This is a genomic window from Rhodococcus koreensis (genome assembly GCF_900105905.1).
Lineage (GTDB): Bacteria > Actinomycetota > Actinomycetes > Mycobacteriales > Mycobacteriaceae > Rhodococcus_F > Rhodococcus_F koreensis.
On the sequence record NZ_FNSV01000002.1, the window covers coordinates 162,221 to 185,900 of the forward strand.

At 66.2% G+C, this 23,680-nt stretch carries 22 protein-coding genes and 3 pseudogenes; 8 read left to right on the plus strand and 17 right to left on the minus strand.

Annotation, left to right across the window (positions count from 1 at the left end; all coding sequences use genetic code 11):
* Window positions 1-50: 50 nt before the first annotated feature.
* The 4 genes and pseudogenes from BLV94_RS01570 to BLV94_RS01585 all read right to left on the minus strand — a co-directional run.
* Window positions 51-341, minus strand: a pseudogene (locus tag BLV94_RS01570) (IS21 family transposase); the annotation flags it as partial.
* Window positions 342-387: 46 nt separating this feature from the next.
* Window positions 388-2,910 (minus strand): tyrosine-type recombinase/integrase, encoded by a 2,523-nt coding sequence (locus BLV94_RS01575; protein ID WP_072947478.1) that lies wholly within the window; start codon window positions 2,908-2,910, stop codon window positions 388-390.
* Window positions 2,907-4,148 carry a tyrosine-type recombinase/integrase gene (locus BLV94_RS01580; RefSeq protein WP_072947477.1) on the minus strand — a complete coding sequence of 414 codons (1,242 nt, stop codon included), beginning with the start codon at window positions 4,146-4,148 and terminating at the stop codon, window positions 2,907-2,909. Before BLV94_RS01580 ends, BLV94_RS01575 begins: the two co-directional genes overlap by 4 nt.
* A 76-nt stretch (window positions 4,149-4,224) precedes the next feature.
* Window positions 4,225-4,584, minus strand: a pseudogene (locus BLV94_RS01585) (IS21 family transposase); the annotation flags it as partial.
* A gap of 325 nt (window positions 4,585-4,909) precedes the next feature.
* On the opposite strand from BLV94_RS01585, the gene BLV94_RS01590 reads away from it, so the two are divergent.
* Both BLV94_RS01590 and BLV94_RS01595 read left to right on the plus strand, forming a co-directional pair.
* A complete protein-coding gene (locus tag BLV94_RS01590; RefSeq protein ID WP_072947476.1) occupies window positions 4,910-6,499 on the plus strand; it encodes an ISL3 family transposase in 1,590 nt (529 codons plus the stop codon).
* Window positions 6,500-6,803: 304 nt separating this feature from the next.
* On the plus strand, window positions 6,804-7,001 hold the full coding sequence (locus BLV94_RS01595; protein ID WP_244163407.1) for a DUF6308 family protein: 198 nt from the start codon (window positions 6,804-6,806) through the stop codon (window positions 6,999-7,001).
* On the opposite strand, the gene BLV94_RS01600 is transcribed toward BLV94_RS01595, so the two are convergent.
* The 6 genes from BLV94_RS01600 to BLV94_RS01630 all read right to left on the minus strand — a co-directional run bounded on the left by BLV94_RS01600 (window position 6,998) and on the right by BLV94_RS01630 (window position 11,919).
* Window positions 6,998-7,579 (minus strand): ATPase, encoded by a 582-nt coding sequence (locus BLV94_RS01600; RefSeq protein WP_072947475.1) that lies wholly within the window; start codon window positions 7,577-7,579, stop codon window positions 6,998-7,000. The two genes, BLV94_RS01595 and BLV94_RS01600, sit on opposite strands and share 4 nt — an antisense overlap.
* Window positions 7,576-7,950, minus strand: a complete 375-nt coding sequence (locus BLV94_RS01605) for a TA system antitoxin ParD family protein (RefSeq protein ID WP_072947474.1) — start codon at window positions 7,948-7,950, stop codon at window positions 7,576-7,578. The genes BLV94_RS01600 and BLV94_RS01605 overlap by 4 nt, the downstream gene beginning before the upstream one ends.
* 153 nt (window positions 7,951-8,103) lie before the next feature.
* Window positions 8,104-8,376, minus strand: coding sequence for a hypothetical protein (locus tag BLV94_RS01610; RefSeq protein WP_072947473.1), 273 nt, complete (start codon window positions 8,374-8,376; stop codon window positions 8,104-8,106).
* A gap of 241 nt (window positions 8,377-8,617) precedes the next feature.
* Window positions 8,618-9,142, minus strand: a complete 525-nt coding sequence (locus BLV94_RS01615) for an ester cyclase (protein ID WP_072947472.1) — start codon at window positions 9,140-9,142, stop codon at window positions 8,618-8,620.
* Window positions 9,143-10,279: 1,137 nt separating this feature from the next.
* Window positions 10,280-11,542, minus strand: coding sequence for a YbfB/YjiJ family MFS transporter (locus tag BLV94_RS01625; RefSeq protein ID WP_083395427.1), 1,263 nt, complete (start codon window positions 11,540-11,542; stop codon window positions 10,280-10,282).
* Between the two features lie 56 nt (window positions 11,543-11,598).
* Entirely contained in the window at window positions 11,599-11,919 is a 321-nt protein-coding gene (locus tag BLV94_RS01630) for a muconolactone Delta-isomerase family protein (protein WP_244163408.1), read from the minus strand.
* A gap of 96 nt (window positions 11,920-12,015) precedes the next feature.
* Here BLV94_RS01630 and BLV94_RS01635 point away from each other — a divergent pair, with 96 nt between their 5' ends.
* The 3 genes from BLV94_RS01635 (at window position 12,016) to BLV94_RS01645 (ending at window position 14,216) form a co-directional block, all read left to right on the plus strand.
* Complete coding sequence (locus BLV94_RS01635; RefSeq protein WP_072947468.1) at window positions 12,016-12,927, plus strand: LysR family transcriptional regulator; 912 nt, start codon at window positions 12,016-12,018, stop codon at window positions 12,925-12,927.
* A gap of 183 nt (window positions 12,928-13,110) precedes the next feature.
* Window positions 13,111-13,824, plus strand: a complete 714-nt coding sequence (locus BLV94_RS01640; protein ID WP_072947467.1) for an SDR family NAD(P)-dependent oxidoreductase — start codon at window positions 13,111-13,113, stop codon at window positions 13,822-13,824.
* Window positions 13,825-13,844: 20 nt separating this feature from the next.
* Entirely contained in the window at window positions 13,845-14,216 is a 372-nt protein-coding gene (locus BLV94_RS01645; protein WP_072947466.1) for a nuclear transport factor 2 family protein, read from the plus strand.
* A gap of 332 nt (window positions 14,217-14,548) precedes the next feature.
* On the opposite strand, the gene BLV94_RS01650 is transcribed toward BLV94_RS01645, so the two are convergent.
* On the minus strand, window positions 14,549-15,196 hold the full coding sequence (locus tag BLV94_RS01650) for a ScbR family autoregulator-binding transcription factor (protein ID WP_072947465.1): 648 nt from the start codon (window positions 15,194-15,196) through the stop codon (window positions 14,549-14,551).
* Between the two features lie 268 nt (window positions 15,197-15,464).
* Between BLV94_RS01650 and BLV94_RS01655 the strand changes: the two are divergent.
* A pseudogene (locus BLV94_RS01655) lies at window positions 15,465-15,849 on the plus strand (DNA-binding protein); the annotation flags it as partial.
* A gap of 43 nt (window positions 15,850-15,892) precedes the next feature.
* On the opposite strand, the gene BLV94_RS01660 reads toward BLV94_RS01655, so the two are convergent.
* Both BLV94_RS01660 and BLV94_RS01665 read right to left on the minus strand, forming a co-directional pair.
* Window positions 15,893-16,693, minus strand: coding sequence for an ABC transporter permease subunit (locus BLV94_RS01660; RefSeq protein ID WP_244163409.1), 801 nt, complete (start codon window positions 16,691-16,693; stop codon window positions 15,893-15,895).
* On the minus strand, window positions 16,690-17,634 hold the full coding sequence (locus BLV94_RS01665; protein ID WP_143051299.1) for an ABC transporter ATP-binding protein: 945 nt from the start codon (window positions 17,632-17,634) through the stop codon (window positions 16,690-16,692). The genes BLV94_RS01660 and BLV94_RS01665 overlap by 4 nt, the downstream gene beginning before the upstream one ends.
* Window positions 17,635-18,274: 640 nt before the next feature.
* Between BLV94_RS01665 and BLV94_RS49215 the strand changes: the two genes are divergently transcribed.
* Window positions 18,275-18,445 (plus strand): hypothetical protein, encoded by a 171-nt coding sequence (locus tag BLV94_RS49215; RefSeq protein WP_167372093.1) that lies wholly within the window; start codon window positions 18,275-18,277, stop codon window positions 18,443-18,445.
* A 366-nt stretch (window positions 18,446-18,811) separates the two neighbouring features.
* Window positions 18,812-18,949 (plus strand): hypothetical protein, encoded by a 138-nt coding sequence (locus tag BLV94_RS50200; RefSeq protein ID WP_244163410.1) that lies wholly within the window; start codon window positions 18,812-18,814, stop codon window positions 18,947-18,949.
* Window positions 18,950-19,104: 155 nt separating this feature from the next.
* Here BLV94_RS50200 and BLV94_RS50205 read toward each other — a convergent pair whose 3' ends face one another.
* The 4 genes from BLV94_RS50205 to BLV94_RS01690 all read right to left on the minus strand — a co-directional run bounded on the left by BLV94_RS50205 (window position 19,105) and on the right by BLV94_RS01690 (window position 23,656).
* The gene (locus BLV94_RS50205) at window positions 19,105-19,545 is read right to left on the minus strand and encodes a hypothetical protein (protein WP_244163411.1); all 441 of its coding nucleotides are present in this window, start codon (window positions 19,543-19,545) and stop codon (window positions 19,105-19,107) included.
* A 263-nt stretch (window positions 19,546-19,808) separates the two neighbouring features.
* Window positions 19,809-20,267: a nuclear transport factor 2 family protein gene (locus tag BLV94_RS01680; RefSeq protein WP_072947464.1), complete on the minus strand. Its 459-nt coding sequence runs from the start codon at window positions 20,265-20,267 to the stop codon at window positions 19,809-19,811.
* Between the two features lie 669 nt (window positions 20,268-20,936).
* The gene (locus BLV94_RS01685; RefSeq protein ID WP_143051300.1) at window positions 20,937-22,511 is read right to left on the minus strand and encodes a class I adenylate-forming enzyme family protein; all 1,575 of its coding nucleotides are present in this window, start codon (window positions 22,509-22,511) and stop codon (window positions 20,937-20,939) included.
* Entirely contained in the window at window positions 22,508-23,656 is a 1,149-nt protein-coding gene (locus BLV94_RS01690; RefSeq protein WP_072947463.1) for an NAD(P)-dependent alcohol dehydrogenase, read from the minus strand. Before BLV94_RS01690 ends, BLV94_RS01685 begins: the two co-directional genes overlap by 4 nt.
* Window positions 23,657-23,680 lie beyond the last annotated feature (24 nt).

Genomic DNA, 23,680 nt, shown 5'->3' on the forward strand with positions numbered 1-23,680 from the left:
CGTCCCAGCCCGTCAACCTGGGCAAACGCGTGTCGTTGTTCAGTCAACGGGTAGTGCCGGGCGAACGAGACCACGCCAGGGTTGCGGACGGCGACCGAGGCGATGTGTTCGGTGGTGACCATCTTCTCGTTGTCGGTGAGCAGATACGTCGGGACACCACCGACCTGCCGGAAGATCCGGTCCAGGCCCGCGTAGACGGAGGGGGCGGTGCGGTCCCGCAACGGGATCACCACCCGGTGCCGGCACCAGGCCAGCCACGCATACAGCAGCACCGTCTTGGCGCCGTCGACGACCGGGCCGTCACCGAAGTCGTACTGCAACCAGAGCCCGGGTTCGGTGATCTTCTCTGAACTAGCGGCCAGGTGCCGTTCCTGCTGTTGGTGGCGACTATTGGTCATGTTCCCGGCTGATGGGAGTGGTCGGGTGGTGTGGGATTGTCGCGGTGCGGCCGGCGAGTTCGCGGAAGCCGGGGATACCGAGTGCGACTGTGGCATTGCCTCTGGCGATGGCGGTGCCGATCTCGGCGAGTTTTTCCCTAGTCGCGGCGAGGCTGACCCGGAGTCCTTCGGCTTCCCCGACCCAGCCTTTGTGCTCGGCTTCCGCGATGCGGGTGATGAGGTTGTCGCGGATGTCGACCAGGCGGTGTCGTTGGGCTGGATCGACCCTCAGCAGCGGACAGCGAACGCAACTGTGCTCGTGAATGCAGCCGGTGCCATATGCGCGGCCGCAGTCACCCAGCGCCAGTCGTCGCCGCTCGAAGTGGCCAAGGAACTCCTCCCATTCGGCGTCGGTGGGTCTGCGGTATTCCTCGCTGGGCCGCAGGGCTCGGCGACGGGCGATGAAGGCGCGGTGTCCATCGATAGCTTCCTCGGGATAGACGGCCTTGTAGCCCATGGTGGTGTTGATGTCGCGGTGGCCGAGTATCAGCTGTGCAATGTGGGGCGGCATCCCGTTCATCACTGCGTCGGTGGTGAACAGGCGGCGGAAGTCGTGGGGCGCGAAGTCCAACGGTCGGCCCGCCGTGTCGGTGAGACCGGAGCGGGCCAGGGCGCCGCTGATCAGGTCGCGGACACCGCCGATGGGGATCGGCCGGGTCTCGAGGCCGATGGCGCGTTGGAACAGCAGCGGCATCGGTGGGTTCCAAACCTTCTCGTGGTGGTCGTAGGCGACCACCAGAGGGACACTGCCGTCGCTGCCGCGGACGCGACAGACGACCGCCGACAGCACATCGGCCAGTTCCGGTGAGATCACCAGCAGGCGTTCCTGATCGGTCTTCGACGGCGGAATCTGTAGTAGCGGAATGAGTTCCCCGGTGTGAGGTGTGCGGTATTGGACCAGGCTGGGGTGGGTCAGCTCGGTGAGCTCCTCGACCCGGATGCCGGTCATCCGCAGGACTTCGATGGCGGCCCACGCCCAGAAGGCGTTGTCCTCTTCTCGGTTCAGGTCACGTCGTCGACCAGTGTCGGGTTCTTCGGCCCAGATGCGGGGCGAGTGCCGTTTCAGGCGTGCGCGCCGCAGGGTGAGGCCCTCCACGGTGAATTGCTCGCCAGGTCCGACCGTCCGGGCTGCCTCGAGGCGGGCCGCGGCTGCCTTGCGTTCTCGTTCGACGACAGTGGCCAGCGCGGGCAGTGCGGGCAGGCGTTCCCTGGTGCGCTGGTCCATGCGAGACTTGCGGCGGGAAGTCATCTTCCGGTGCTGCACGTCGGCGGCCCGGATCGGGCACGGCACCGCCCACGGTCCCCAGCGGGCCGGGTCGTCGACGGCCCATTGCGCCAGGTCGAGGTAGAAGCAGCGCACGGTGATCAGGATGTCGGCCGCGGAGTCGCGTTCGACCGTCGTCTCGACGACGTCGCCGTGTTCGTTTTTCGACCGCACCGTGCGGGTGCGGATTCGTTGTTTCCACCCGGCGGCGACCTCGGGGGTCAGTTGCAGCGAGTCGATTCCCGGATGGTGTCGTTCCAGGTCCTTCCAGAACCACAGGGTCAGCGTGGTGGCCAGGTTGGTCAACGTGCTGTAGTCGACGGCGGGTTGCCGTTCGCGCAAGTAGTCCACCAGCAGCTCACGCACCGGGCGACAGGCCAGGTCGTAGCGGTCGACGAGCTGCTCGACCGACAGCTTGCCGGCGAAAAGGCTGCTGAACATGCGCACCGTTGGCGGCGCATCCGCGGGGAAGGCCCCGATCGAATGCAGCAGCTGGTAGAAGAGCGGGCTGTGCCGACTGGATCGGTTGGGTCCGGGGAACACCTCTCGGCTGGTCTGCATCAATTCGATGCAGTCGCCGGGGGTGACGTCGGCGACCGTGCCGCCCTTGGCGGCCATCATCAGCGCCACCCGCTCGATGGCCGGGACCATCGTCGCATCGCCCACCGTGCTCGACGTGCGGACCGCCCGCAGCTGCGCCAGGCCATGACGATCGCGGACTTTGGCCATCTCGTTGGCGATGCGCAGCGGCGAGGACGTGGCCATCAGCCAGCCCAGCGACGGGCGCACGTAGTCGCCACCGATGAGCTGGATCAGCCCCATACCCAACAGCCTGTGGACCGAGCCGGGCTGCTCGCCGAGCAGCCCGGCGTCGTCCAGGTCGGCAAGCAGCTTGACGCGCCAGTCCCGGTGACCGTCGATCCCGGCGCCGGTGGCGTTCCACCGTTGCTGCCACGACGAGCCCGGATACAGCTCAAGCCAGTCCAGCACCGTCTGCAGCGACTTCTTGCGGTGATAGCGGGCGTTCGAGTCCTCGGCCCGAAATGGTTCGCCCGCCAGTCGGGCTTCGACGGTGCCGCGGCTCTGCCGGGTTGCCGGCCACGAGGTCGGCGCCGGCCGGGGCGGAAATTTCTCACGCAGCACCTCCGCTTCCCGGCTGAGCTGCCATGTTCTCGTGTTCCCGGCGCTGGAAACGGTTGCCGTCGTCATGACGTCCTCCGCCCGAACAGCACGTCCAGGCTGTCCTGCCGATATCTCAGCGGCGGTTGCTCGGGTTCGGGCAGCGGCTCGGTTCGTCGTCGGTGGTGGGCCAGCACCGCCTCGACGACGTCTTCGGGAGTCGGATTGACGTAGATCTGAGTTGTGGTCAGCGACGAGTGGCCAAGCACCCATTGCACGTCGGTGATCGGCATCTGCGGGTCGCGGGCCAGCCGATAGGCCGCGGTGTGACGCAGGTCGTGGAGCGACCAATTCGACCCCAGCAGCGCGTTCGCACGGCCGAACATCGCCCGGGCGGCGTGGTAGTTCAACGCACGATACGGCCGTCTCAGCGTCCACCACACCGGGTCATCCGGCCCGGCGGGCACCACGCCGTGTGTCTGCTGCTGGTAGAGCCGCAACCACACGAACGCGTCCGGCGACGCGGGGACCTGTTGCATCGCCCGTGACCCCTTGCGCACCACTGTGATCAACTGCCCGCCAGGATCGACGCCGCCTTGCAGCACTCCCAGCAGTTCCGACGCTCGAACTCCGGTGGACACCCAAAACGCGACCAACGCCCGGTCCCGATCACACGACAAGCGAGCGAACAACTCATTGAACAGCGCGTCAGGAATCTGCCGAGGGATCCGCTTGACCTGCCGGGGCCGATACAGACCGGCGCGCTGCCGCTGAAACTGGTCCATCTGGTTGTGATGCGCATTCGGGCGACCGGACCGGGCCAGCGGAAACGGATTCGCCAACGGCCCGGTACCGGCCTCCACGTGGAACGCGTAGAAGCCGCGCAGCACCGTTTCGGAGTGCGCCACGGTCGCCACGGCGTAGGTGCGACCCGGCGAGCTCCTGCCGGTCACCGGGTTAAGCGTCGGTATCGTCGCCGCTGCAGGCTTGTCGGAGGAACGCCAATGCGGCCGAACGGGTTTGGTGCCCATCTGAATCCATCGGGAGAAGTCTCGCGCCTCGGCCCTGGTCGCCTCCTGCCACGCGACCTCCACTGCCGACAGGAAACGGAACCACCGAAGCAGGTCCATCCCGTAGGAACGCTGCGTTGCCGTCGACCGGCCCGCCGCCTGCAGTTCGGCCAGATACGCCGTCACCGCGCCCACCGGCTCACCACAAGCATCGACCAACCGAAACGGCTCCCACGGATCGCCGGTGGACACCAACGACCCGACCAACTCGACCCTCAACGACTCCAGATTCCGATTTCCATCTCGTGATTCAGACATGGTCAGGCAACATAGCCGGGCCTCACAGCGACCAGCTCGAAGAACACGAACCCACACTCCGGTAGTTCAGTCAACACACCCACGGCCTGTGCACCCGGGTGTGTCCGAGCCGGTAGGCGCGCTTGACCCGGGCCACGGCACGGCGGGTAGTGCGTTCGGTGCCGGTGAATCCGAGGACCAGCAGCTTGTCATTGGCGACGTCGGCGCGAACCCGGCCCTTCGAATGTTCCACCCACTCTTCGATTTTCGGTAGATATTCGTCGATCAACATCGGTCTCCTCTCCCGCGGCGTGCTCGGCCCACCGGCGCTGTCGCGTTCGGCGACGAGGCGGGCGACGGTGTGATGCGAGCACCCCGCCAACGCGGCGGCGGCACGATACGACTTCGTCAGGTCGTAGGCGGCAAGAATTTCCATGGCTTCCTTGGCAGACTTCACAGTGGCCTCTCCTCGAGGACTCGCGTTTCGGCGTGGTAGCACCGTCGAGCGAACCCGAGGAGAGGCCCCGATCCGGGGAGGCGATCGGGAAGAAAATCGAACGTGTCATACAGCTGAGACACCCGAGTGGGCAGTTTCGTGTCCGCCAGTGGGCAGAAACTCGTATCCGTCAGCGGGCAGTTTCGTGGCCACTACCGGGCGCTTTCGTGACCGCCCATGGGCAGTTTTTCAGGATCTGGCGCACTTTGTGTGAAGATTCTGGGCGTGTCGTCACGGCCTGCTGACCTGCGGCGGGTGAGGATCATCGGCGTGTGATTTCGAGAGTGTGCGAGCATTGTTGCCCCATCTGGTGGGTGTCGTCGTTGCCGGCGTCCGGAGGGTGGGTTCGACCATCCGTGTCGCCGCGGAACCGACAGGCGGGCGCGGTCGGTGCCCGCGTTGCGACGGCGAGTCCGCCCGGGTGCATTCCCGCTACCGCCGGCAGCTGTCGGACACCGCGATCGGCGGGCACCCCGTCACCATCGATATCCGAGTCCGCCGATTCTTCTGCGACACCACCGACTGCGCGGCAAAGACTTTCGCCGAACAGATCCCCGGATTGACTCAGCCCTGGGCGCGGAGAACCCCGGTGCTGGGCGCGGTGATCTCCGCGATCGGGTTGGCCGTGGCCGGCCGGGCCGGGGCCCGCCTCGCCTCGCGGCTCGGGATCCGCGTCGGCCGTGACACCCTGCTCCGAGCCGTCCGGGCGATACCGGACTCCAAGATCCGCGACGTCCGCGTCCTGGGCATCGACGACTTCGCGATCCGCCGCGGGCATATCTATGGAACGGTCGTGGTCGATATGACCACCCGCACACCGATCGATCTGCTCGGCGATCGGACCGCGGAGACCGTCGCGACCTGGCTGAAGGAGCATCCCGGCACCGAAATCGTGTGCCGTGACCGCGCCGGCGCCTACGCCGACGGCATCCGATCGGGCGCCCCCGACGCCGTCCAGGTGGCCGACCGCTGGCACCTGTGGCACAACCTCGTCGAAGCGGTGGAGAAAACGGTGACCCGACACCGCGCCGATCTCCGCCCGGTCCTCCGCGAGACCGAGGCGGATGAAGTAGACAAGGGCCCGGATCAAGAGACGATCGGCTTAGGCGAGGTCACGTGGGCAGATCCCTGCCGAGTGGTGATCCGAACCCGAGAACGACACGCCGCGATACAGGAACTGGCCTCGGCTGGTATGTCGATCTCGGCGATCGGGCGGAAACTCTCCCTGAACCGGAGAACGGTACGGAGGTTCGTCCGCGCCACGGACGTCGAGGAGTTGCTCGCCAAGACACGCTTCCGGACAAGCCTGCTCGACGAGTTCAAACCCTATCTGCACGAGCGGTTCAATGCCGGGTGCACCGATGCGGCCCGCCTCACGTGTGAGATCGTCGAACGTGGGTATCGCGGAAGCGACAAGACCGTCCGCCGCTACCTGCAACCGCTGCGCGACGCACACAACGCCCTGCCACCGGCAGCGGTCGCGCCCACCATCCGGCAGACCACCGGCTGGCTTACCCGCCGTCCGGACCGGCTCACCGACGACGAACGTGAACAGCTCAACGCGCTACTCGGACGCAGTCCTGCCCTGACCACCACCCGAGAGTTGGTCCACGATTTCGCCGAGATCATGACCGACCGCCGTGGCGGCGACCTCGCCACCTGGATGACTGCTGTCGACGCTGACGGGCAACCGGCGCTGCGGTCCTTCGTCCGGGGTCTGCGCCGAGACCTCGATGCCGTCACCGCGGGGCTGACCCTGCCGCACAGTTCCGGTGCCGTCGAAGGCCACGTCAATCGCATTAAAATGCTCAAACGTCAAATGTATGGACGCGCCAACCTCGACCTCCTCCGCAAGCGAGTGATTCACGCCGTATAGCCAAGCCCCACAACAGAATCACGGAGAGTGCGCCAGATCCGTTTTTCATGTCCGCCGACACTCGATAACGCGGTCTTGGGAGTTAGTCGCGCGCCGATCTTCCCATTCGATGTGGAATCCACCTGCTGCAGGTGTTGCGCAAAGTTCAGGCCCGGTTATGCCAGAGGAGGTCAACGCCGCGGCCGACACCGCCTCTGATCCCGGGCCGGGCGCGTAGGGACCACTTCGGCTCGGTTCTCGGGCGCCGGCGCCCGAGGGGTGAGAGGGTGCGGGGTATGACATTGCGGCTGCCCACGCTCTTGCGATGGACTTGGATGCTGCGGCGGTCGCGGCGCTGAACCGGTACTACGGCCGCCCGTATCTGGGCGACGCCGCCTACGTCGGGGCGCACTTCGATTCCTGGTCGAGCACCGGGGACCGGGCAGGGGAGGCGGACCGGTTCACCGCGGACGATCTGGTTGCGGCGGATGTGCCCGTCGGTGCAGGTCCCACCGGAGGCTAGCTGTCCGTGCGGAGAGCGGTCGGGGTCCAGGACGGCCAGGTCGGGTCGTCGATCGGATTGCCGTTGGTGAAGGTTGCGATCAGGCGAAACGGGTGGGCTGTGGTGGTGTTGTCGTATACGTAGGCTTGGTCGGCGGCGGCGATCGCGGCCCGCAGTAGGGGCCACAACCGCCCAAACCGGGCCCGGATTTTCTCCTCGGGTACGTGGTGGCCTCCGTTCGCCACGCGGTCGACCACGCGCGCGACAGCTAACTCCTCCGGGATCAGGACCACGTGCAAGGTTATGTGGAATCCTGCCTGCTGGGCGGCGCGGAGCAGGTCGAGTTTCGACTCGTGGGAGAACACGGTCTCGGTGACGAACGATCGGCGTTGGGCGATCCGCTGTGCTCGTTGTTCGGCCGCAAGGGCGGCCGCTTCGTACGCGTGGGTTGCCGCCTCGTTCGGCCAGCGTGCGGCGGCGATGACGTCTGCGTTGACGAAGTCCAGGTGCGTGACAGGGCCGAGTACGTGTTCGTAGAACGTGGTCTTGCCGGCACCGTTCGGTCCGGCGATGGCGTGCAGGACGGGATCGGGGCTCAAGCGTCGGCCGACCCGCCCTCTTGTGCGGGGTGCCGAACGATGTTCCCGTGTTGGTCCAGCTCGACGTAGGAACGGCCGGAGTCGGCGAACTGTTCTGCCAGGTTCAGTCCTTCTCGGCGCTCGGTGATGCGCTCGGTCCATTCGGCGCGGACGACCGCCTGTTCCCGGTCGGTGAGCTCGTCGTAGTCGCGTCGTCCGTCCAGCACGTCGGCGACGTCGCGGTAGGAAACGCTGTGAGAGGCCTCCAGCTCGCGGCCGATCCGCGCCCAGTGCGCGATCTGTTGCGCGGCGCTGCGACTCATCCGTCCACCGACCAGTTTCGCCGATGCGTAGAGCTCGTTGTCGATTCGAGTCGGGGATGTGGCTGCCATGTCGTGCACCTTCCTCTCGACACCACTGTAGCAGTTTGCAACAGCCCAGGTGGGTGTGGTGCCTGAGGTCAGTTCCGAAGCGTTTCCGAGCGGGCCTGCTGCCGGCATTTTGCTGTTATCGGCGAGTGGATCGGTCGGCACCGGCGGCGGCGGTCATTGGCGTTCTGTCAACCGTGCGGTGTGCCGCTTCGCCACGTCGAGGTCGGCGTCGGCGATTCCGAGGGTGTCCTGGGCGGCGCGGAGGGCGTCGACGGCGCTCTCCAACGTCTCCGGTGCGGTGGTCGGGTCGCCGGGCTCGTTCACGTCGAGCGTGTGCGCGTCGAGGGCTGCGTAGGTGCGCTCGAGGTCGAGGAGGGTTCGGCGTAGGGCGTGCAGCGCATCCCGGACCTGGGTTACCTGCTCGTCGAGGTCGGCGGGGGTGCTCACACGATCACGTCCCGGAGTGCCGCGGCGGCGTTGGTGAGGTGCAGCTGCACGTCGGTCAGGGTGCCGGGCTGCTGGCGCACGCCGGCTGCCGGTTGGTCGACGTCGGTCATGCGATCACTCCGTCTCTGTGTGAACGACTCGGGCAGGTCGTGCCCGCGGCCCGCTCGATACCTCGGTAAGGACCGCGCTCCTGGTGACACGTTCTGTGCTGGGAGGATGACACGTCCCGGTGCGGGGTGGCTCAGGAGCGGGTGAGGCGGGATCTGAGTTTGTGCATGCCGACCATGATCTTTTCTGCGGTGCTTCCGGGTGCGGGGAGCAGGCCCAGCTGCATGGCGATGTCGTTCATGTTGCAGATGATCCGTAGTGTGGCGATTTTGCCGTCGCGGTATTCGTGGATGTCGACGCCGTCGAATTCGATGTGCTTGCCGGTGGCGGGGATGCCGGGTGGGTCGATGGGGCCCTGGTGCGTGGCGGTGGCCTGCCACCAGTAGGCGGCGCGGGCGCCGTCACCGGCGATGTGGGGGCCGGCGATCAGCTCGAAGGTCAGGTCGGGGAATGCGCGCCAGGTGTGGTCGAGGAATTCGCGTACGTCGGCTTTGCCGCGCATGATCGTGGGCCAGGCGGAGTCGTGGTAGACGATGTCGTCGGTGAGTAGCTCGAGGAGCTGTGCGGGGTCGTGGGCGTTCCAGGCGTTGCCCCAGCGCTCGACGAACTCGTCGACCCATGTGGGGTCGAGTTTCTGCGCCGATGTCGGTTCTCCCATGCCTTCCAGGCTAGGGGGTTACGGGTCGGTTTTACGGGATGTGATGGTGCTGTGACCTGGTGTGATGACATGTCCCCCGGTTTGTGATGTGGGGGTACCAGCGACGTGTCGGGGTGCCGGCGCGGGCGGCGCCGGGCGCGTGGGGTGCCTGGTCCGTCCCGTGTAGAGCAGTCTTGAAAGCTGTTGATTTACAACGGCTTCCTGGCGGGGAGATGGAGCGACCCGTCCCGTCTCCCGGCGCGGAACGCCGGGAGACGAGGTGGGGTTGGTGAAGCTGGAGAGCGATCAGCGGTTTCCTGATCACATCTCGCTGGGCGTGTCGACCAGGGTGTTTCCGCCCGATTCGTTCGACGAGGTGCTGGTCGGGTGCGACCCGGGTCAGCCCGGTCTTGGCGGTGATCTCGGCGACGGGGGCGCCACTCTCGCACGACCGGGTGACGGAGGCGAGTGCGCCAACAGACGCTGACGGTGACCGGAATTGCCCACCAGCTGATCAGACGCCGCAACTGGCTGTGGCGTCAATATATGCCGGCGGCTTCGGTGGGGGTGGTGCGGTCCCGCGGCAAGATCGCTCGCGCGGGCCCGGTCCACCAGCTCGCCGACACTTCGGGAGAGGTGTCCGATCTGCTCTATGACGCCCGACGCGGTGGTAGGGATTCGACCAGTCAAAATCTACGGCAGAATCCTCGACACGGATGGTCGCTGCGCAGAGACCATTCCGATTGATCTCTGGACAGAAGTCAGCAGTGCTGGTCGACTCGCCGTTGGCGGGCCAAGCTGACTGGTGCAAGCCGCAGGCAGCCCAAATCTGAACTCTGACTGCAAGGCCGGCCAGGTCATGACGTCTTGTCGATCAATGAGTAGTTGTAACCCGGTGGCCGTCGACGCCGACGCCTTCCGCATCTATGCCTGCACGATCCGGGGCCGAAGCCGACGCAACGGCATCACACTTCCCGACGGCGACCCGCTCGAGGACAACGACCATTTCGACGGCAAAATCGAAACCGCTGCTCGAGCCCGGCGAAGGGCGCAGCTTCGGGCTGTTCGCCGCCGACAACGACTGTTCCCAGGACATCGCGCGGGAGCACCGGAGGGAGCGCCGATCTCCTCCGGCGCATCGCGGACGAGAATGTCGTCCTACTTCAGGGTGCTGCGTGGATGAAAGACGCCGGCACTGGAACGCCGTTCGGGGTGAACTCCCTCTCCTCGAAGCTGCTGTGCGGGAGGCACAACGGGGCACTGAGCCCACTCGACACTGCGGTCAGGTTGGGTCTCCGCGTGTTGGATGTTCGAGTGCGGTGGTGCGTGCATCACACCGACGTGGTGAGGAAAACGGAAGCGCAGCGCTGCGGCGGCGAGGGCCGCGGCCAAGACAATAGCGGCGCCGACCAGCAGGGCCTGGTGGTAGCCGTCGTGCAGGAACGGGGCGACGACGAGGGGGCCAAGAATCTGACCGACGCTGTATCCAGTGGTCAGCAGTGCCACCGCGCGTGGGAACTGCAGATGCGCACCGATACCCAGTGTCATCGACCCGACCCCGAGGAATGTGGCACCGAACAAGAAGGCGGAGATCAGCGCTGGGCCGACACCGGCGACGACGGCGGGCAGCGCGATGCCGACCGCCTGGATAAGCAGGGCAACCAGCAGGAGGATCAGCCGCGACCAACGACGGCCCAGCCACGCCCACACTGCGCAACTCGGCAACGCAGCCAGCCCCACGACAATCCAGGCACCGCTGCCGACCCACCCGCCCGCAGTTTGATCGATCGCGGCGACGAGGAACGTGCCCGCGATGATGTAGCCGATACCTTCCAAGAAGTAGCTGACAAACACGGCCGTGAACCAGCGACCGGTCCGCGGGCGGCCATGTGCTGCCGGTCCGGACGGCGTGGCGGTCGGTGACGGCTCCGGTGCCAGTGCCCAGGCTGCGACGGCACAGACCACCGCCAGGGCGGCGGCCGCCCACCAGGCCGAGCGCCAACTGCCGGCGCAACGCAGGATGAACACGAGGACACCGGAGAGGGCGATGCCCGCTCCGACCCCGCCGAACGCCCACCCGGCCAGGTGCTGGGCGTCCACCCGCAGGCGGGAGAGCATGGTGCTGACGGCGATCATGAAGATCAGTGCGCTCGCGATGCCGGCGACGAGTCTGAGGACGAACCAGGCCGATCCATCGTGTGTGGTGGGCATGAGCGCCAGGGTCGCGACGAGCATGACCAGCGAGATTCGCATCACCGTTGCCGAGCGCACCCCTCCCGGAATGAGGATCCCCGCCAATGCCCCGACCAGGTATCCGACGTAGTTCGCCGTGGCCAGCGCGGCGCCGAGAGAGGAGGACAGACCGGCCTGGGTGTGCATTAACGGCAGGATCGGAGTGAAGACGAATCGGCCGATGCCCATGCTCGCCGCCAACGCCGCGGCGGCCTGGATGACGTGCGCCCGCGGAGAAACCGCGCTCACCACTGGCCCGGATCGTTCGGATGCGGCCGCAGCGCGGTGACAGCGACACTCATCCACGGCCGCAGGGGCAGCGTGTCGAGCACACTTGCGTGGAGGTCGGCTTCGTCGTCCGCGCGCCACACCCCGATGCTGCGCAGCTCACCGACCGGGCGCCACAACCGGACCAGGCGCCCTGCAGAGGCAAGTTCCGTGGCGCGCAGTGCTTCCGCGGCGCGGCGTGCAGCCACTTCGGAGGGTGTGGTGCCGTCGGGGACCGTGGTGGTGATCTCGACGAGAAACTCCTGCATGGTCGTTTTCCGTTCAGGGGCTGAAACCATGGAACTCATCGTGCGTCCGGGTCCGGCCGGCCCGCCACGATCGCTTTGCTCCCGACTGGTAGGCGCAGCCTCTCACCGCACGTAGCATGGGCGGTCGTGGAGCTACGTCAGCTGAAGTACTTCCTCGTCGTCGCCGAGGAACTGCACTTCGGCCGGGCCGCGACGCGGCTGCTGATCGCCGGGCCCTCCCTGTCCCAGCAGATCAGGGCTCTCGAACGTGACCTCGGCGTACAGCTGTTCGCCCGCGACCGCCGTTCCGTTGCCCTGACCCCGGCCGGTGCGGAGCTGCTCCCCCACGTCCGCGCACTGCTCGAGCGTGCCGACGACCTGCGCGCCCGCGCCGAGCGCCTCTCCGGGGCGGAGCCGGTCCGGATCGGCTACGTCAGCTGGCTTCCCGCGGACCTGACCGCGCGCACCTCGGGTGTGGCGCAACTGCACGTGGACCCGTGGGTGGTGCCCTCGCACGCCCAGGCCGCACGGGTCGCCGACGGCAGCCTCGACCTGGCCGTGTGCTGGGTGCGCAACGCCTATCTCGCCCAGTACGGCCTGCAGGCCCGGCTGCTCGGCGCGGACCGGCTCTACGCGGTGTCCACCGGTGAGAAAGCCACACCGGTGCGGGCGCGGGACGCCCTGCTGCTCGTCGACGACGACGCGACGTCCTGGTCGTCGTGGAACCTCTTCGCCGAACAACTCGCCCACGACACCGGCGCTCCGATCGTGCGCATCGACGACGGCGGCATCACCGGCCCCGCATTCTTCGACCACGTCCGCGCCGTGGGCCGCCCCGTGCTCAACTCGCCCAAGGGGCAGACCACGACATTGCCGCCCGACCTCGTCGCACGCCCGGTGATCAACCCGGCGGTGATCTGGACGTGGTCGCTGGTGTGGCGCCGGAATGAAATCCGCCCCGTCGTGCTCGCCGCCGCCGGCGCCCTCACCGGGGACGTCGGCGATCTCGGCATCCACGACAGCGGAGTCTGGCTGCCCGCGGACGACCCCCACCGGTAACAAGGCTCCCTCGTAGGAGGCTGCGCCTCCCACGAGGGAGGAAACACGTCGTGGCGCGTGCCCCCGCCTCGGGCGCATCATCGATCCGTGAACGAAACACCCCAGGTTCCGAACGGTATTACCGGGACGTTCGCTCACTGAGTCCTTGTGCACCAACCCCGTTGCGAAAGCGAGCATTCGCATATGAGCACCATGCAGAAAGTCGTCATCGTCACCGGCGCTTCCCAGGGCATCGGCGCGGCCCTGGTCACCGGGTACCGCAAGCTCGGCTATGCCGTCGCCGCGACCTCCCGCTCCATCGGCGCATCCGACGATCCCGAGGTGCTGACCGTGCCCGGCGACCTGTCCTGGCCGGGTACCGGCGCCGACATCGTCGAGCAGGCGCTGGCGCGGTTCGGCCGGATCGACACCCTGGTGAACAATGCGGGCGTCTTCGTGGCCAAGCCGTTCACCGACTACACCGACGAGGACTACGACGCCGTGACCGGTGTGAACCTGCGCGGCTTCTTCGACATCTCCCGTAGCGCCGTCGCCGCGATGCTCGACCAGGGCAGCGGCGGCCATCTGGTGAACGTCTCCACCACCCTGGTGGACCACGCGAACTCGCAGGTGCCCTCGGCACTGGCCTCGCTGACCAAGGGCGGACTGAACGCGGTCACCAAGTCCCTGGCGGTCGAGTACGCGACCCGCGGAATCCGGGTCAACGCCGTCGCGCTCGGCGTCATCCGCACCCCGATGCACCCGGTCGACACGTATGAGGCGCTCGCCGCCCTGCACCCGGTCGGCCGCCTCGGCGAGATCGACGAGGTCGTCGACGCGATCCTCTACCTCGAGCACGCCGGGTTTGTCACCGGCGAGATCCTGCACGTCGACGGCGGCCAGAGCGCCGGACACTGAGAGCACGAGGTGGACATCTCATGAACCACACAGCAGTAGACGAAGAGGTCCTGCGCGGCGTGCTCGACCGGTGGAAGGCCGCCGTCGACGCGCACGAGCCGCAGCGCGTCGCCGCTGTTTTCACCGCGGATGCGATTTTCCAGGGCCTGCATCCCTATACCGTGGGACGGCAGGGTGTCGCCGACTACTACGAATCCCAGCCGCCGGGCATGACGGCCGCGTACCGGATCCTCGAAACCCGTCGACTCGCCGACGACCTGGTGCTCGGTTACCTGAGCGTCGACTTCTCCTTCACGGACCGGCCGACACTGACCGTGAACCTCGGCGTGCTGATCAGCCAGTCGCCGGACGGCGATCGGATCATCCACTACCAGGTTTCCCGGCTCAGCTGAAACAGCCTGCGTTGCCCGATCGTAATCCGGCTGAGCAGTTGCTGGGGCCGCGTCCAACTCCCGTCGTAGATCGTATGTAGTGACTACTCGCGGATTGGGGTAGTTGCTGGCAGGGACCTCGCCTACACACTTCGAGGGTTAGCGAGCGTCGTTTCCGCGCTCGGCCTTTCCGGCAAGCACCCTGCTCCGCGACCACATCCCCGACCTGGACGGGTACCGCAGCCTCGACGCCGGATATGGTCAAGGACTTCCTGATCGAACAAGCACTGCGCGAGGGCTCTATCCTGCGTTCCGTTACACCGAGGATCCTCGGCCCTTGTTGACAGAACCTTTTACGGCAGCCGCACCGTGGGCAGCCTGCGGGTGACGAATTGTCGGAAGTAGTCGATCTTCGGTGTGGTCACCAGCACCGGGAGCAGCAGATCCCACGCCATCGCGGTCCGCGTGGGCAGGGTGGTGGGGGTGTCGGTGGCCGTCGCCAGGAGGCGTGCCCCGGCGAAGAGTTCCACCAGGAGCCGGCCGACAGCGTCCGGATCGGCGTCCTCGCGGAGGTCACCCTCGTCGATTGCTCGGCGGGCGAGGAGTTGGTAGGTGGTAATCCAGGTCGCGAAGGTGTCCGTCTCCGAACTTCGGTAGTCGCCCATTTCGGTGATGAGGCGGAACGTTGCGCCCATCACCGGGTCGTTGAGGGCGGCATCGACCGTGACGAAGGAGATGCCGATCATGGCCTCGGATGCCGGTGTGGGGGAGGCGAGATACGGGGTGCACACGGCGGTGAACCGCCTCGTGCCCTCCTCGATGACGGCGCGGGCGAGTTCTTCCTTGGAGGCGTAGTGAAAGTACAGGGCCCCCTTGGTGACCCGGGCCTGGGTGAGGACCTCGCTCAGCTTCGTCTCTGCGTAGCCGCGGTGGGTGAATACCTCGGCCGCGGCATGGAGCAACGCGCGACGAGTGACTTCCGCCCGCTTCTGGGTGGCCATTGACCTGCCCTTCGAGTACCGAGATCATCGACCGGACGCGAATTATGAACGGTCCTGGATGGGGTTGACCGACGCCCTGCACAATGCTTACCCGATGTGGAGGTTCGTCGCATGATGTTCGGTATGGCCTGTGAGGCTTGATCCGTCCGGGGGAATCTCTGGCACCGAGTTCGGTCGTAGCAGAGGGCTGCCGCGCGGGCTGGTTTCTTAGCGGAATCCTTACGCCTCGGCGGCGGATTTCGGCGTTGTCAGGCCGTACGCTTCGGCGGTGTCCAAAGCCGTCCATGCGGTGCGGCGCCTGATTCTGGGTCGTGCGCTGCGCAGTGAGCATCTCGGTGACCAGTTGCTGTCCAAGCGGCTGGCGCTGCCGATCTTCGCCTCCGACCCGCTGTCGTTGGTGGCCTACGCCACTCAGGAAATCCTGCTGGTGCTGTCCTTGGGCACCTGTCACCCCGTACCTGGGTGCGGCGGTGGTGGTGCTGCTGGCGGTGGTGGTGCTCTCCTACCGGCAGGTGGTGTTCGCCTACCCCAGCGGCGGTGGATCCTACGAGGTCGCGAACCGCAACCTGGGGCCGTCGGCCGGGTTGACGGTGGCCGCCGCGCTGCTCGTCGACTACGTGATGACCGTCGCGGTGTCGGTGGCCGCCGGGGTGGGACGTGACGCGGTTCGAAGTTCATTCCATGTGCGGCGGGTGGTCAGTGCAGATCCCGCCGTCGGAAGCTCCACCAGGCCACCGCCGCACAGACTGCGGAAACGGTGATTGGGGCGAGGAACGGCTCGATCGCGATCCCCTGCGCGAGCATGTTGCGGCCCCCGTACCAGTGCCAGGGTGAGGCGAACCGCAGGAAGTGCAGGCTCTCGCTCGACGCGGCGACGGCGTTGAGGAGGTTTCCCACCACGGCCACGGTTGCGGCGGTGGCGATCGCTACCGACCGGCGGCCGGTCCAGGCGCCGGCGGCAAACGCGATCGCGCCGTGCATCAGCCCGAATGCGGTCGCCGCGAACACCGCCGCGACGAGTCCGGGGATCGACACGCCCACGAGCAGACCGAAGGGTGGGGAGAACGCGAGAAGGCTCGCGGTGGTGACGATCCCGAGGCCGAGCGACAGCGCGGCGACGGCGACGAATCGTTCGATCAGGACACGTCCGCGGGTCACCGGGTTGGACAGGAGCAGTTCGAGGGTGCCGTCCTCCTCGCTTCCGCCGATCGCGTATGCGCCGGCCCCGATGGCGAAGATCAACAGTAGGACCGGCAGGGTGAGGCCGAACAATCGGCCCTGCAGGTACCCGGGCGGGGAGGTGATGAGGATCTGGTCGCTCGAGCCGATCAGGGTCTTGAAGGTGTCCGGAAGGTGTTTGACAAGGTTCTCGATCCCGGTCACGTTCTTGATCGTCGGGTAGAACGCGTTGTTGACCGCCACGTAGGCGGCCACGCCGCCCGACCACCACAGCATCGAGCGACGCCGGTCCGCGAGGAAACGCCCCAGAACCTTCACGGCTGGTCCCGGTAGAAGTCGAGGAAGGCGTCCTCGAGGTCGGTCTCGTGGGTGACGATCCGCCGCACCGGCAGCGTCGCCGCCGCCTTGAGGACGGCGTCGAGGTTGCCCTCGACGACGAGCCGGATCACCGCCCCGGACGCCGTGGCGCGCACGACGCCCGGGAGCTTGTCGAACGGCTCGGCACTCGCTTCGCCGGCAAGGTGCAGGTCGATGTGCTGGCGGGCGTGGCGGGCGAGTTCGTCGACGGCGGCGACCGTGACGAGCCGGCCCGTCCTCAAGATCGCGACGCGGTCGGCGAGCGCTTCCACCTCGGGCAGGACGTGGGAGGACAGGAACACCGTCGCGCCGGCGCGTGTGACGTCGCCGATCAGTTGGTGGAACTCGTGTTGCAGCAATGGGTCGAGACCCGCGGTGGGTTCGTCCAGGATCAGCAGCTCCGGACGGTGCAGGAACGCCTGTACGATTGCGGTCTTGCGGCGGTTGCCGGTGGAGAGCTGCCCGATCGGCCGCGCCGGATCGAGGTCGAAGCGTGCGAGGAGCTCGTCGACGTAGGTCGTGTCGATGTCGCCGCGGAGGTGGCCGTAGAACGCGATCAGGTCTGAAGTGGTGTATCGGGGATCGAACCGGAGCTCGCCGGGGATGTAGCCGACCCGGCGGCGGATCGCCGGGTCGGCGCCGCTGCCGCCGAGCACGGTGTAGGTTCCGGCGGACGGACGGATGAAGTCGAACAGCATGCGGATCGTGGTGCTTTTCCCGGACCCGTTGGGGCCGAGATACCCGAACACCTCACCCCGATGGACATCGAGGTCGAGCGCGTCGACGGCGACGAGATCACCGAAGCGTTTCGACAATCCGCGCATTTCGATGACGCTGTCGGCTGCGCCCCGCTGCGGAGGGTGCGGACGCGCGGCTTCGCGGCCTTGATGGTCGGGCACCATCTGGCCATGGTATTTCCCCGATTCCGGGTTCGGGCAGTGCGGCATCGAGGCCGAGTATCCGGCGAGTTCGTGGTCCCTATCCGTGAAGTGCTCCCCGCCGGAGTTGACGAACGGGACCAAAGAATTTGGTATGGGCACACCGGTGTCGCGGCGACGGCGAGGATGCAGCATCGAGGGTGTGCGCTGACCACGCTGGCCTGTTGGAAGTCGGGGACCAGGGAACGCCGGGGCGCTGGCCGGCGCCGCAGCTGTGAAGGAAAGCCCGGCAGCCGTCCATGGGGAGGTCACTTCACCGGCACATCCTGCAGTCGATCCCATGAGAACCGCCGAGTGCGTATCACCCATGCGGGACGTGTGGGCGCGCATGGGTGAGCACGGTGATGCGGGTGCAGCCGACATGTCCGTCATGACGGATCCGCTGTATGCCCACCTCACCGAACGTCTCGGCCGGGCTGTCGCCCGCGCTGCCATAGGGCGATCCCCTGTTCGGCACCGTGGAGGTCACCATCGAGGAGTTGGCCGAGCTGCTCGAACGCCAAGTCCCTCCCCGTGACGAGGATGCTGCGCCGCGCTGAGGGTGCCACTCGTGTGTGTCGAGCGGCACCCTCTGATGATGGCCCGCCCAGTACAGGATGAGGCCGTGGGCGACCGAACCGCAGCAGACCTCGAGCGTGAACTCGCCATGCTCGCCTACGTACGCGACTGTCTCCGCGCGTCGGAGGGCGAAGACTTCCGCATCCCGACGACCACGGTCGATGAGGTTCTCGACGAGCTGAACAGTGTCGAAAGATCACGGTGGGCTTCGACGTGATTGACGGCGGTGCGGCACCCCGAGGTGTGGTGGTCTTGATGGAGCCACCTGTGGGCCGGGGACGATGGTGGGTGGTGTGGGTCAGTCCGGATGGTGACCGCACATGCGATTGCCGTGTTGGCAGTTCACAGATGCGCCGGCATGGGAACAGGGTGATCGCGGAGACGGTGAATCCCGCGGTGCCGAGTAGGGCCCGCGACGATGCCGCTCGTCGTCGGCCACCACGGACCGCGGCGTGGCGAATTTCTTTCCCGGTGCCATTGATCGACGCTCGCGGACCGGCACCGAGGCGTGCCGGTTCGGGTCAGAGGATTGCGGTGTCGGGCCGACGTCCCGGTGATCGGACCAGGCGTCCGGTCGGTTGATGTGTTCGGCGCATCGCAGGGTGACGGACCAGAACTGGTCGAAGTCGGGGAGGTCGGCGATGGGGAAGCCTTTCGCAGTGGATTGGTGATCCTGGCCGACGAGGCGGGCGAGTTCGGCGAACCCGCGGTTGGTATTTGATTTTGTCGTACTGATACCAGTTGCCGTAGGCCATCAGCTGCCCGGCCTTGTTGATCCACAACTGGATCGGCGCGTAGCGCAGCCGGTAGGGGTGGAAGATGCCACACCCGGGCTGGTTGCCGTACCAGAGGTCGTCGTGGGTTCCGCGCCGATCGTCACCCTGGTCGAGGAGCGCGAAGAGTTTCTCCGCGCTCGCGGTAGGTGTCGGAGCCGATGGTGTCGAGAAAGCTGTCCTTCGTCCCCCGGGTGGTGGTGTCGGCCGAGGTGCGAGCTTTGGCTGCGGCGATCTCGCCACCGTAGGTGGAGGTGATGAGGATCCCGAGGTCACCGTGCCGGGCGTAGGCCAATTGGAGGGCGGTGACCTGTATGGCGTCGCGGGTGATCTGGTTGAGGTACTCGACGAGTCGCCGGAGGTCGGCGTCGATCTGGTCGACGGCGTGGCAGAGGTGGCAAGCATTTTCGGGCAGCCACCGAGCCGGGCCGGGACGAGGTGGAGGCGGTGGCCGGTCTCGGGTTCGTTGCGGTGTATTCGACGACCCGGCCGGTTTCTCACACCGACCAGACCCGATTGTGGCTGAGCGGGAACGATTTTTCACCGGGGTGGGTGTTGCTTTGCCGGAATCACGGTGATCACCGTACCGCCGTCGAAGTCAAGGCCACTGTCAAGCCGTCGGAGCGTGGTTGTCGGCGTTCGTCGATGACCGAATCGCGGAACCATAGCGAAGCTGTGTCACCGGTACGACAGTTCACGACGGCGGAGTGGCACTCACGCCTGTCGCCGCAGCACTGTCGTCCGTGTCATTTGCGTCGGTAGGCACAGTTTCGGTGTTCGTGCCGTGGCTGAAAAGGCGGCGAAAACCTATCGAACCAACGGAGCACTGCTTCCCCGAAAGTTATAGTCCTCGAACGGAATCCCATTCGGAAAGCTGGTGCTGTAAAACTCTTCAGTCCGCGTGATGAGTCCTTGTTCGTTCACGGAAAGAACAATGAATCCCCTGTAGGAGAAGGTAGTACCGGTCGCCGCCATCGTGGGGAGGTCTTTCTCGAAAGTGCCGGACCCGACGAATGAGAACATCGACCGTGACCCTACGACATCGATCTTAGCGATTTTCATCTCGAAGTTCGGAATTGAGTTGCTCCAGATGTCGATGTGTAGAGCGATCGATTCTCGGCCCGTCCTGCGGAGTTGGAAAGCATGGTCAATGTACTCGCCAGTGTCGCTGTACTGTGCCGCGAAGGCTATGCCGTCCCGATCCTTGAACAGGTCGACCCAACGGCGAGAGATTTGTTCGATCGATTTGCTTGAAATGTCGGTCATGTCGTTCTCCTTCGAATCGCGAGGCCAGCCCGTTCGTGGCTCGACGTCTGCATGTATGGCGGGTTGAACATCGCTCATTTTGCACGCGATTGTCGAAGCCACAATGCTCCAACCGCGAACACTTGACGATGCATGGTGAGGCGACCACCGTGATGACATCGCCCTCGACGTTCGTCCAGGCTGGATGCTCACCGCCGGTCAGCGCGAGCAGCGACTCGGTGACATCAGCTTGGAACGCTGCCAGATAGATGAGGTGGAATGCCTCCGTAGGAATGCACGACGATGACGGTCGGGCCGTTGAGGCTCTCCAACGCAGTTCGAACGGCCTCCGCGTCATCGTGCATGCCGAGACGTGGTGGACCCTTCTCGGCCACGCTGGGAAGGTCGAGGAAGGACACTGTTTACCCTCGGTCGGTGGGTTTCTCTTCGAGGACTTCCAGCACAAGGCGCAGTGGACGAGCAAGTCAGGTCGTTTTGGCGGTGCCATGAACATGTTCTCCGTTTCGAGAGGTCCTCGACGCCGCCTCGGATGCGGGACGGGTGCTTTCACTTGTGCGTGGACAGTATTGACGCGCGGATCAGCTGTGATCGGAGTACCTGCAAGTATCGAGTTCGGTTTGGCATCGGGTGCGATGGTTGGTGATCCAGTTCGTTGTGCAAACCCGGAATCTACCGGGTGAAGGTGGGATCGAGTTCGGTGAGTTTGCGGCGCATCAGCTTTCCTGAGGACGTTGTCGGGAGGGCGTCGACGAAGACGACTTCGCGGGGGCGTTTGTAGGCGGCGAGGTGCACCCTGCAGTATTCGGAGATGATGGTGGCGTCGAGATCGCTGTCGGGCGCGGCCACGATGTAGGCGACCGCGACCTCGCCTTTCACCTCGTCCGGGCGTTTGCCGATCGCGACCATCGTCACCTGGGGGTGTGAGCTGATGACGCGTTCGATCTCGGCCGGGTACACGTTGTAGCCGGCGGTGAGGATCATGTCCTTGAGTCGGTCGACGACGAAGTGGTGACCGGTGTCGTCGACGTACGCGACATCACCGGTGCGGAGCCACCCGTCGGGGCTGAGGACCTCCGCGGTCGCGTCCGGGCGGCGGTGGTACCCGAGCATTACCAGCGGTCCACGCACTGTGAGTTCGCCTGGGGTGCCGACGGGTACCTCACCTACGCTGCCGTCGATGGGGGCGATCTTGATCTCGATTCCGGGTAGGGAGACGCCGATCGACCCGGGGACGGGCGGAGCGTAGAGGGAGTGGGTGGTGCCGAGGCCTGCGATTTCGGTCATCCCCCAGAGTTCGAGCACCGGCCCGGCGACACGGGCCTGCCACCGTTCGGCCAGGCTCGGGCTGAAGGTCTGGCCGCCGATGGTGCTCTTGCGCAGACTCGACAACTCGGCGGTCTCGAACGAGGGGTCGGCCAGCATCATCGAGTACATGGCGGGGACGCCCTCGAACATCGTGGCGTTCTCGGTACCGATCAGTCGTAGAGCCTGACCTGCGTCGAACCGTTCCATCAACACGACCGTCCCACCGGCCAGGAACGTGCTGTTGATGGCGACATTCCCGTAGACGTGCGCGGCGGGAAGTGCGGTGACCACGATGTCGTCGTCGCGGCGACCGTGCATGGTCGCCGTCAGGGCACAGTTGAGCAGCACAGCCTGGTGCGTCTGCATGGCTCCCTTCGGGTGACCGGTGGTCCCCGAGGTGTATCCGATGCAGCACAGGTCCTTCGGTGTCACCTTCGGTGCCGATGGGGCCGACGTGTCGCTGGCCGAATCCAGAAACTCTGCCCACGGGACGGCGTTCTCGTGTGCCCCACCCGGACCGTCGAAGACGCAGAACAGTTCGACCGACGCCACAGCCTGGAGCGCACCTTCTACGGTGTCCGCCTGTGCGGCCCCGGCGAACACCGCCTTCGCACCACAATCGCTGAGGACGTAGGACAGTTCGGGACCGGTGAGCATCACATTCACCGGGTTCACCACCGCGCCGGCTTTGAGGGCGCCGTGGTAGCTGACGATCCACTCGGCACTGTTCTGGCCGTACAGCGAGACCACGTCCCCGGGCCCGATGTTGCGGGCGCGCAGGGATGCGGCGACCCCGTCGGACAGGTGGTCGAGTTCTCGGTAGGTCAGCCGGCGGTCGCCGACCACCAACCCGATCTTGTCGGGATGGCGGGTAGCGGCGAACGGGAGAATCTGACCGGGGCCAACCGAGGGAAGGGCCGCGGCGTGGAGATCACTCACTGCTCTGCGCTTTCGGTTTCGGTTTCGGTTTCGCGGGAGTAGGTGTCGAACGTCAAGACCGCCTTGGTGACCTCGCCGCGGTGGGCCGCCTCGAGGGCGTCGTTGATCCGCTCGAAGGGGAAGGTGGTGATCAGTTCGTCGAAAGGGAACCGCCCGGCCTGATACAGGTCGATCATGCGGGTGACGAACTCGGCGGGGATGGCGTCGCCCTCGATGACTCCTACCAGGATGCGGCCGAACAGCAGATGTCCTTGATCGATCGTGATCTCGTTGGACATGCCCTGAAAACCCACGGTGGCGCAGACACCGGGGGACTGCAGGCATTCGAGAGCGCTCCGCAGCACCGCCGGCAGCGCAATACAGTCGACCGAATACTGGGCGCCGGGGCCGCCGGTGATGTCACGGACCCGGGCGGCGACATCCTCGGTGGCCGAGTTGATCGTATGGGTGGCACCGAGCTTGGTCGCCTGCTCGAGCCGGGACTGCTGGATGTCGACGGCGATGATGGTGCGGCAGTCGGCGGCCACCGCGCCGAGCAACGCTGCCAGTCCCACCGAGCCCACCCCGAAGATGACGATCGAGGAACCGGGTTCGGGCTGCAGGGTGTTCAAGACTGCCCCGGCGCCGGTCTGGATGCCGCACCCGAGGGGGCCGAGCAGCTCCAGGGGCAGATTGCGGGCCACTTTCACGCAGTTCTGCTCGTTGGCGACGGCGTGGGCCGCCCAGGACGACTGGCCGAAGAAGTGGCCACGAATCGGTTCGCCGCCGTGGGCCAACGCCGTACTGCCGTCGAGGCGGGCCCCGACCAGGTTGAGTTCCAAGAACTTCCGGCAGTGCATCGGTACGTTGTGCTCAACGCAGTTGTCGCACTCGCCGCAGAAGTTGTAGGAGAGCACCACGTGATCGCCCGGGGCGACGGTGGTGACCTCGGATCCCACCGCCTCGACGATGCCGGAACCCTCGTGACCCAGCACGATCGGCGACTGATCGGGTTCGTGGCCGGCGATGACGCCGAGGTCGGTGTGGCAGATTCCGGATCCGACGACCCGCACGAGCACCTCGTGCGGGCGCAGGTCGTCGATGTGCAGCTTTTCCAGCGTGAGCGGGCCGTCGGAGGAGCGCAGAACAGCAGCGGTGGTGTCCATCAAACTAAGTTCCTTCTTGGTGGG

Coding starts and splice junctions, on each gene's coding strand:
- BLV94_RS01575 (WP_072947478.1), bottom strand. CDS start 2,910: ATGACGACGGCAACCGTTTCCAGCGCCGGGAACACGAGAACATGGCAG.
- BLV94_RS01580 (WP_072947477.1), bottom strand. CDS start 4,148: ATGTCTGAATCACGAGATGGAAATCGGAATCTGGAGTCGTTGAGGGTC.
- BLV94_RS01595 (WP_244163407.1), top strand. CDS start 6,804: ATGGACTTGGATGCTGCGGCGGTCGCGGCGCTGAACCGGTACTACGGC.
- BLV94_RS01605 (WP_072947474.1), bottom strand. CDS start 7,950: ATGGCAGCCACATCCCCGACTCGAATCGACAACGAGCTCTACGCATCG.
- BLV94_RS01615 (WP_072947472.1), bottom strand. CDS start 9,142: ATGGGAGAACCGACATCGGCGCAGAAACTCGACCCCACATGGGTCGAC.
- BLV94_RS01625 (WP_083395427.1), bottom strand. CDS start 11,542: ATGGGCATCGGCCGATTCGTCTTCACTCCGATCCTGCCGTTAATGCAC.
- BLV94_RS01630 (WP_244163408.1), bottom strand. CDS start 11,919: ATGGTTTCAGCCCCTGAACGGAAAACGACCATGCAGGAGTTTCTCGTC.
- BLV94_RS01640 (WP_072947467.1), top strand. CDS start 13,111: ATGAGCACCATGCAGAAAGTCGTCATCGTCACCGGCGCTTCCCAGGGC.
- BLV94_RS01645 (WP_072947466.1), top strand. CDS start 13,845: ATGAACCACACAGCAGTAGACGAAGAGGTCCTGCGCGGCGTGCTCGAC.
- BLV94_RS01650 (WP_072947465.1), bottom strand. CDS start 15,196: ATGGCCACCCAGAAGCGGGCGGAAGTCACTCGTCGCGCGTTGCTCCAT.
- BLV94_RS01665 (WP_143051299.1), bottom strand. CDS start 17,634: ATGGTGCCCGACCATCAAGGCCGCGAAGCCGCGCGTCCGCACCCTCCG.
- BLV94_RS01680 (WP_072947464.1), bottom strand. CDS start 20,267: ATGACCGACATTTCAAGCAAATCGATCGAACAAATCTCTCGCCGTTGG.
- BLV94_RS01690 (WP_072947463.1), bottom strand. CDS start 23,656: ATGGACACCACCGCTGCTGTTCTGCGCTCCTCCGACGGCCCGCTCACG.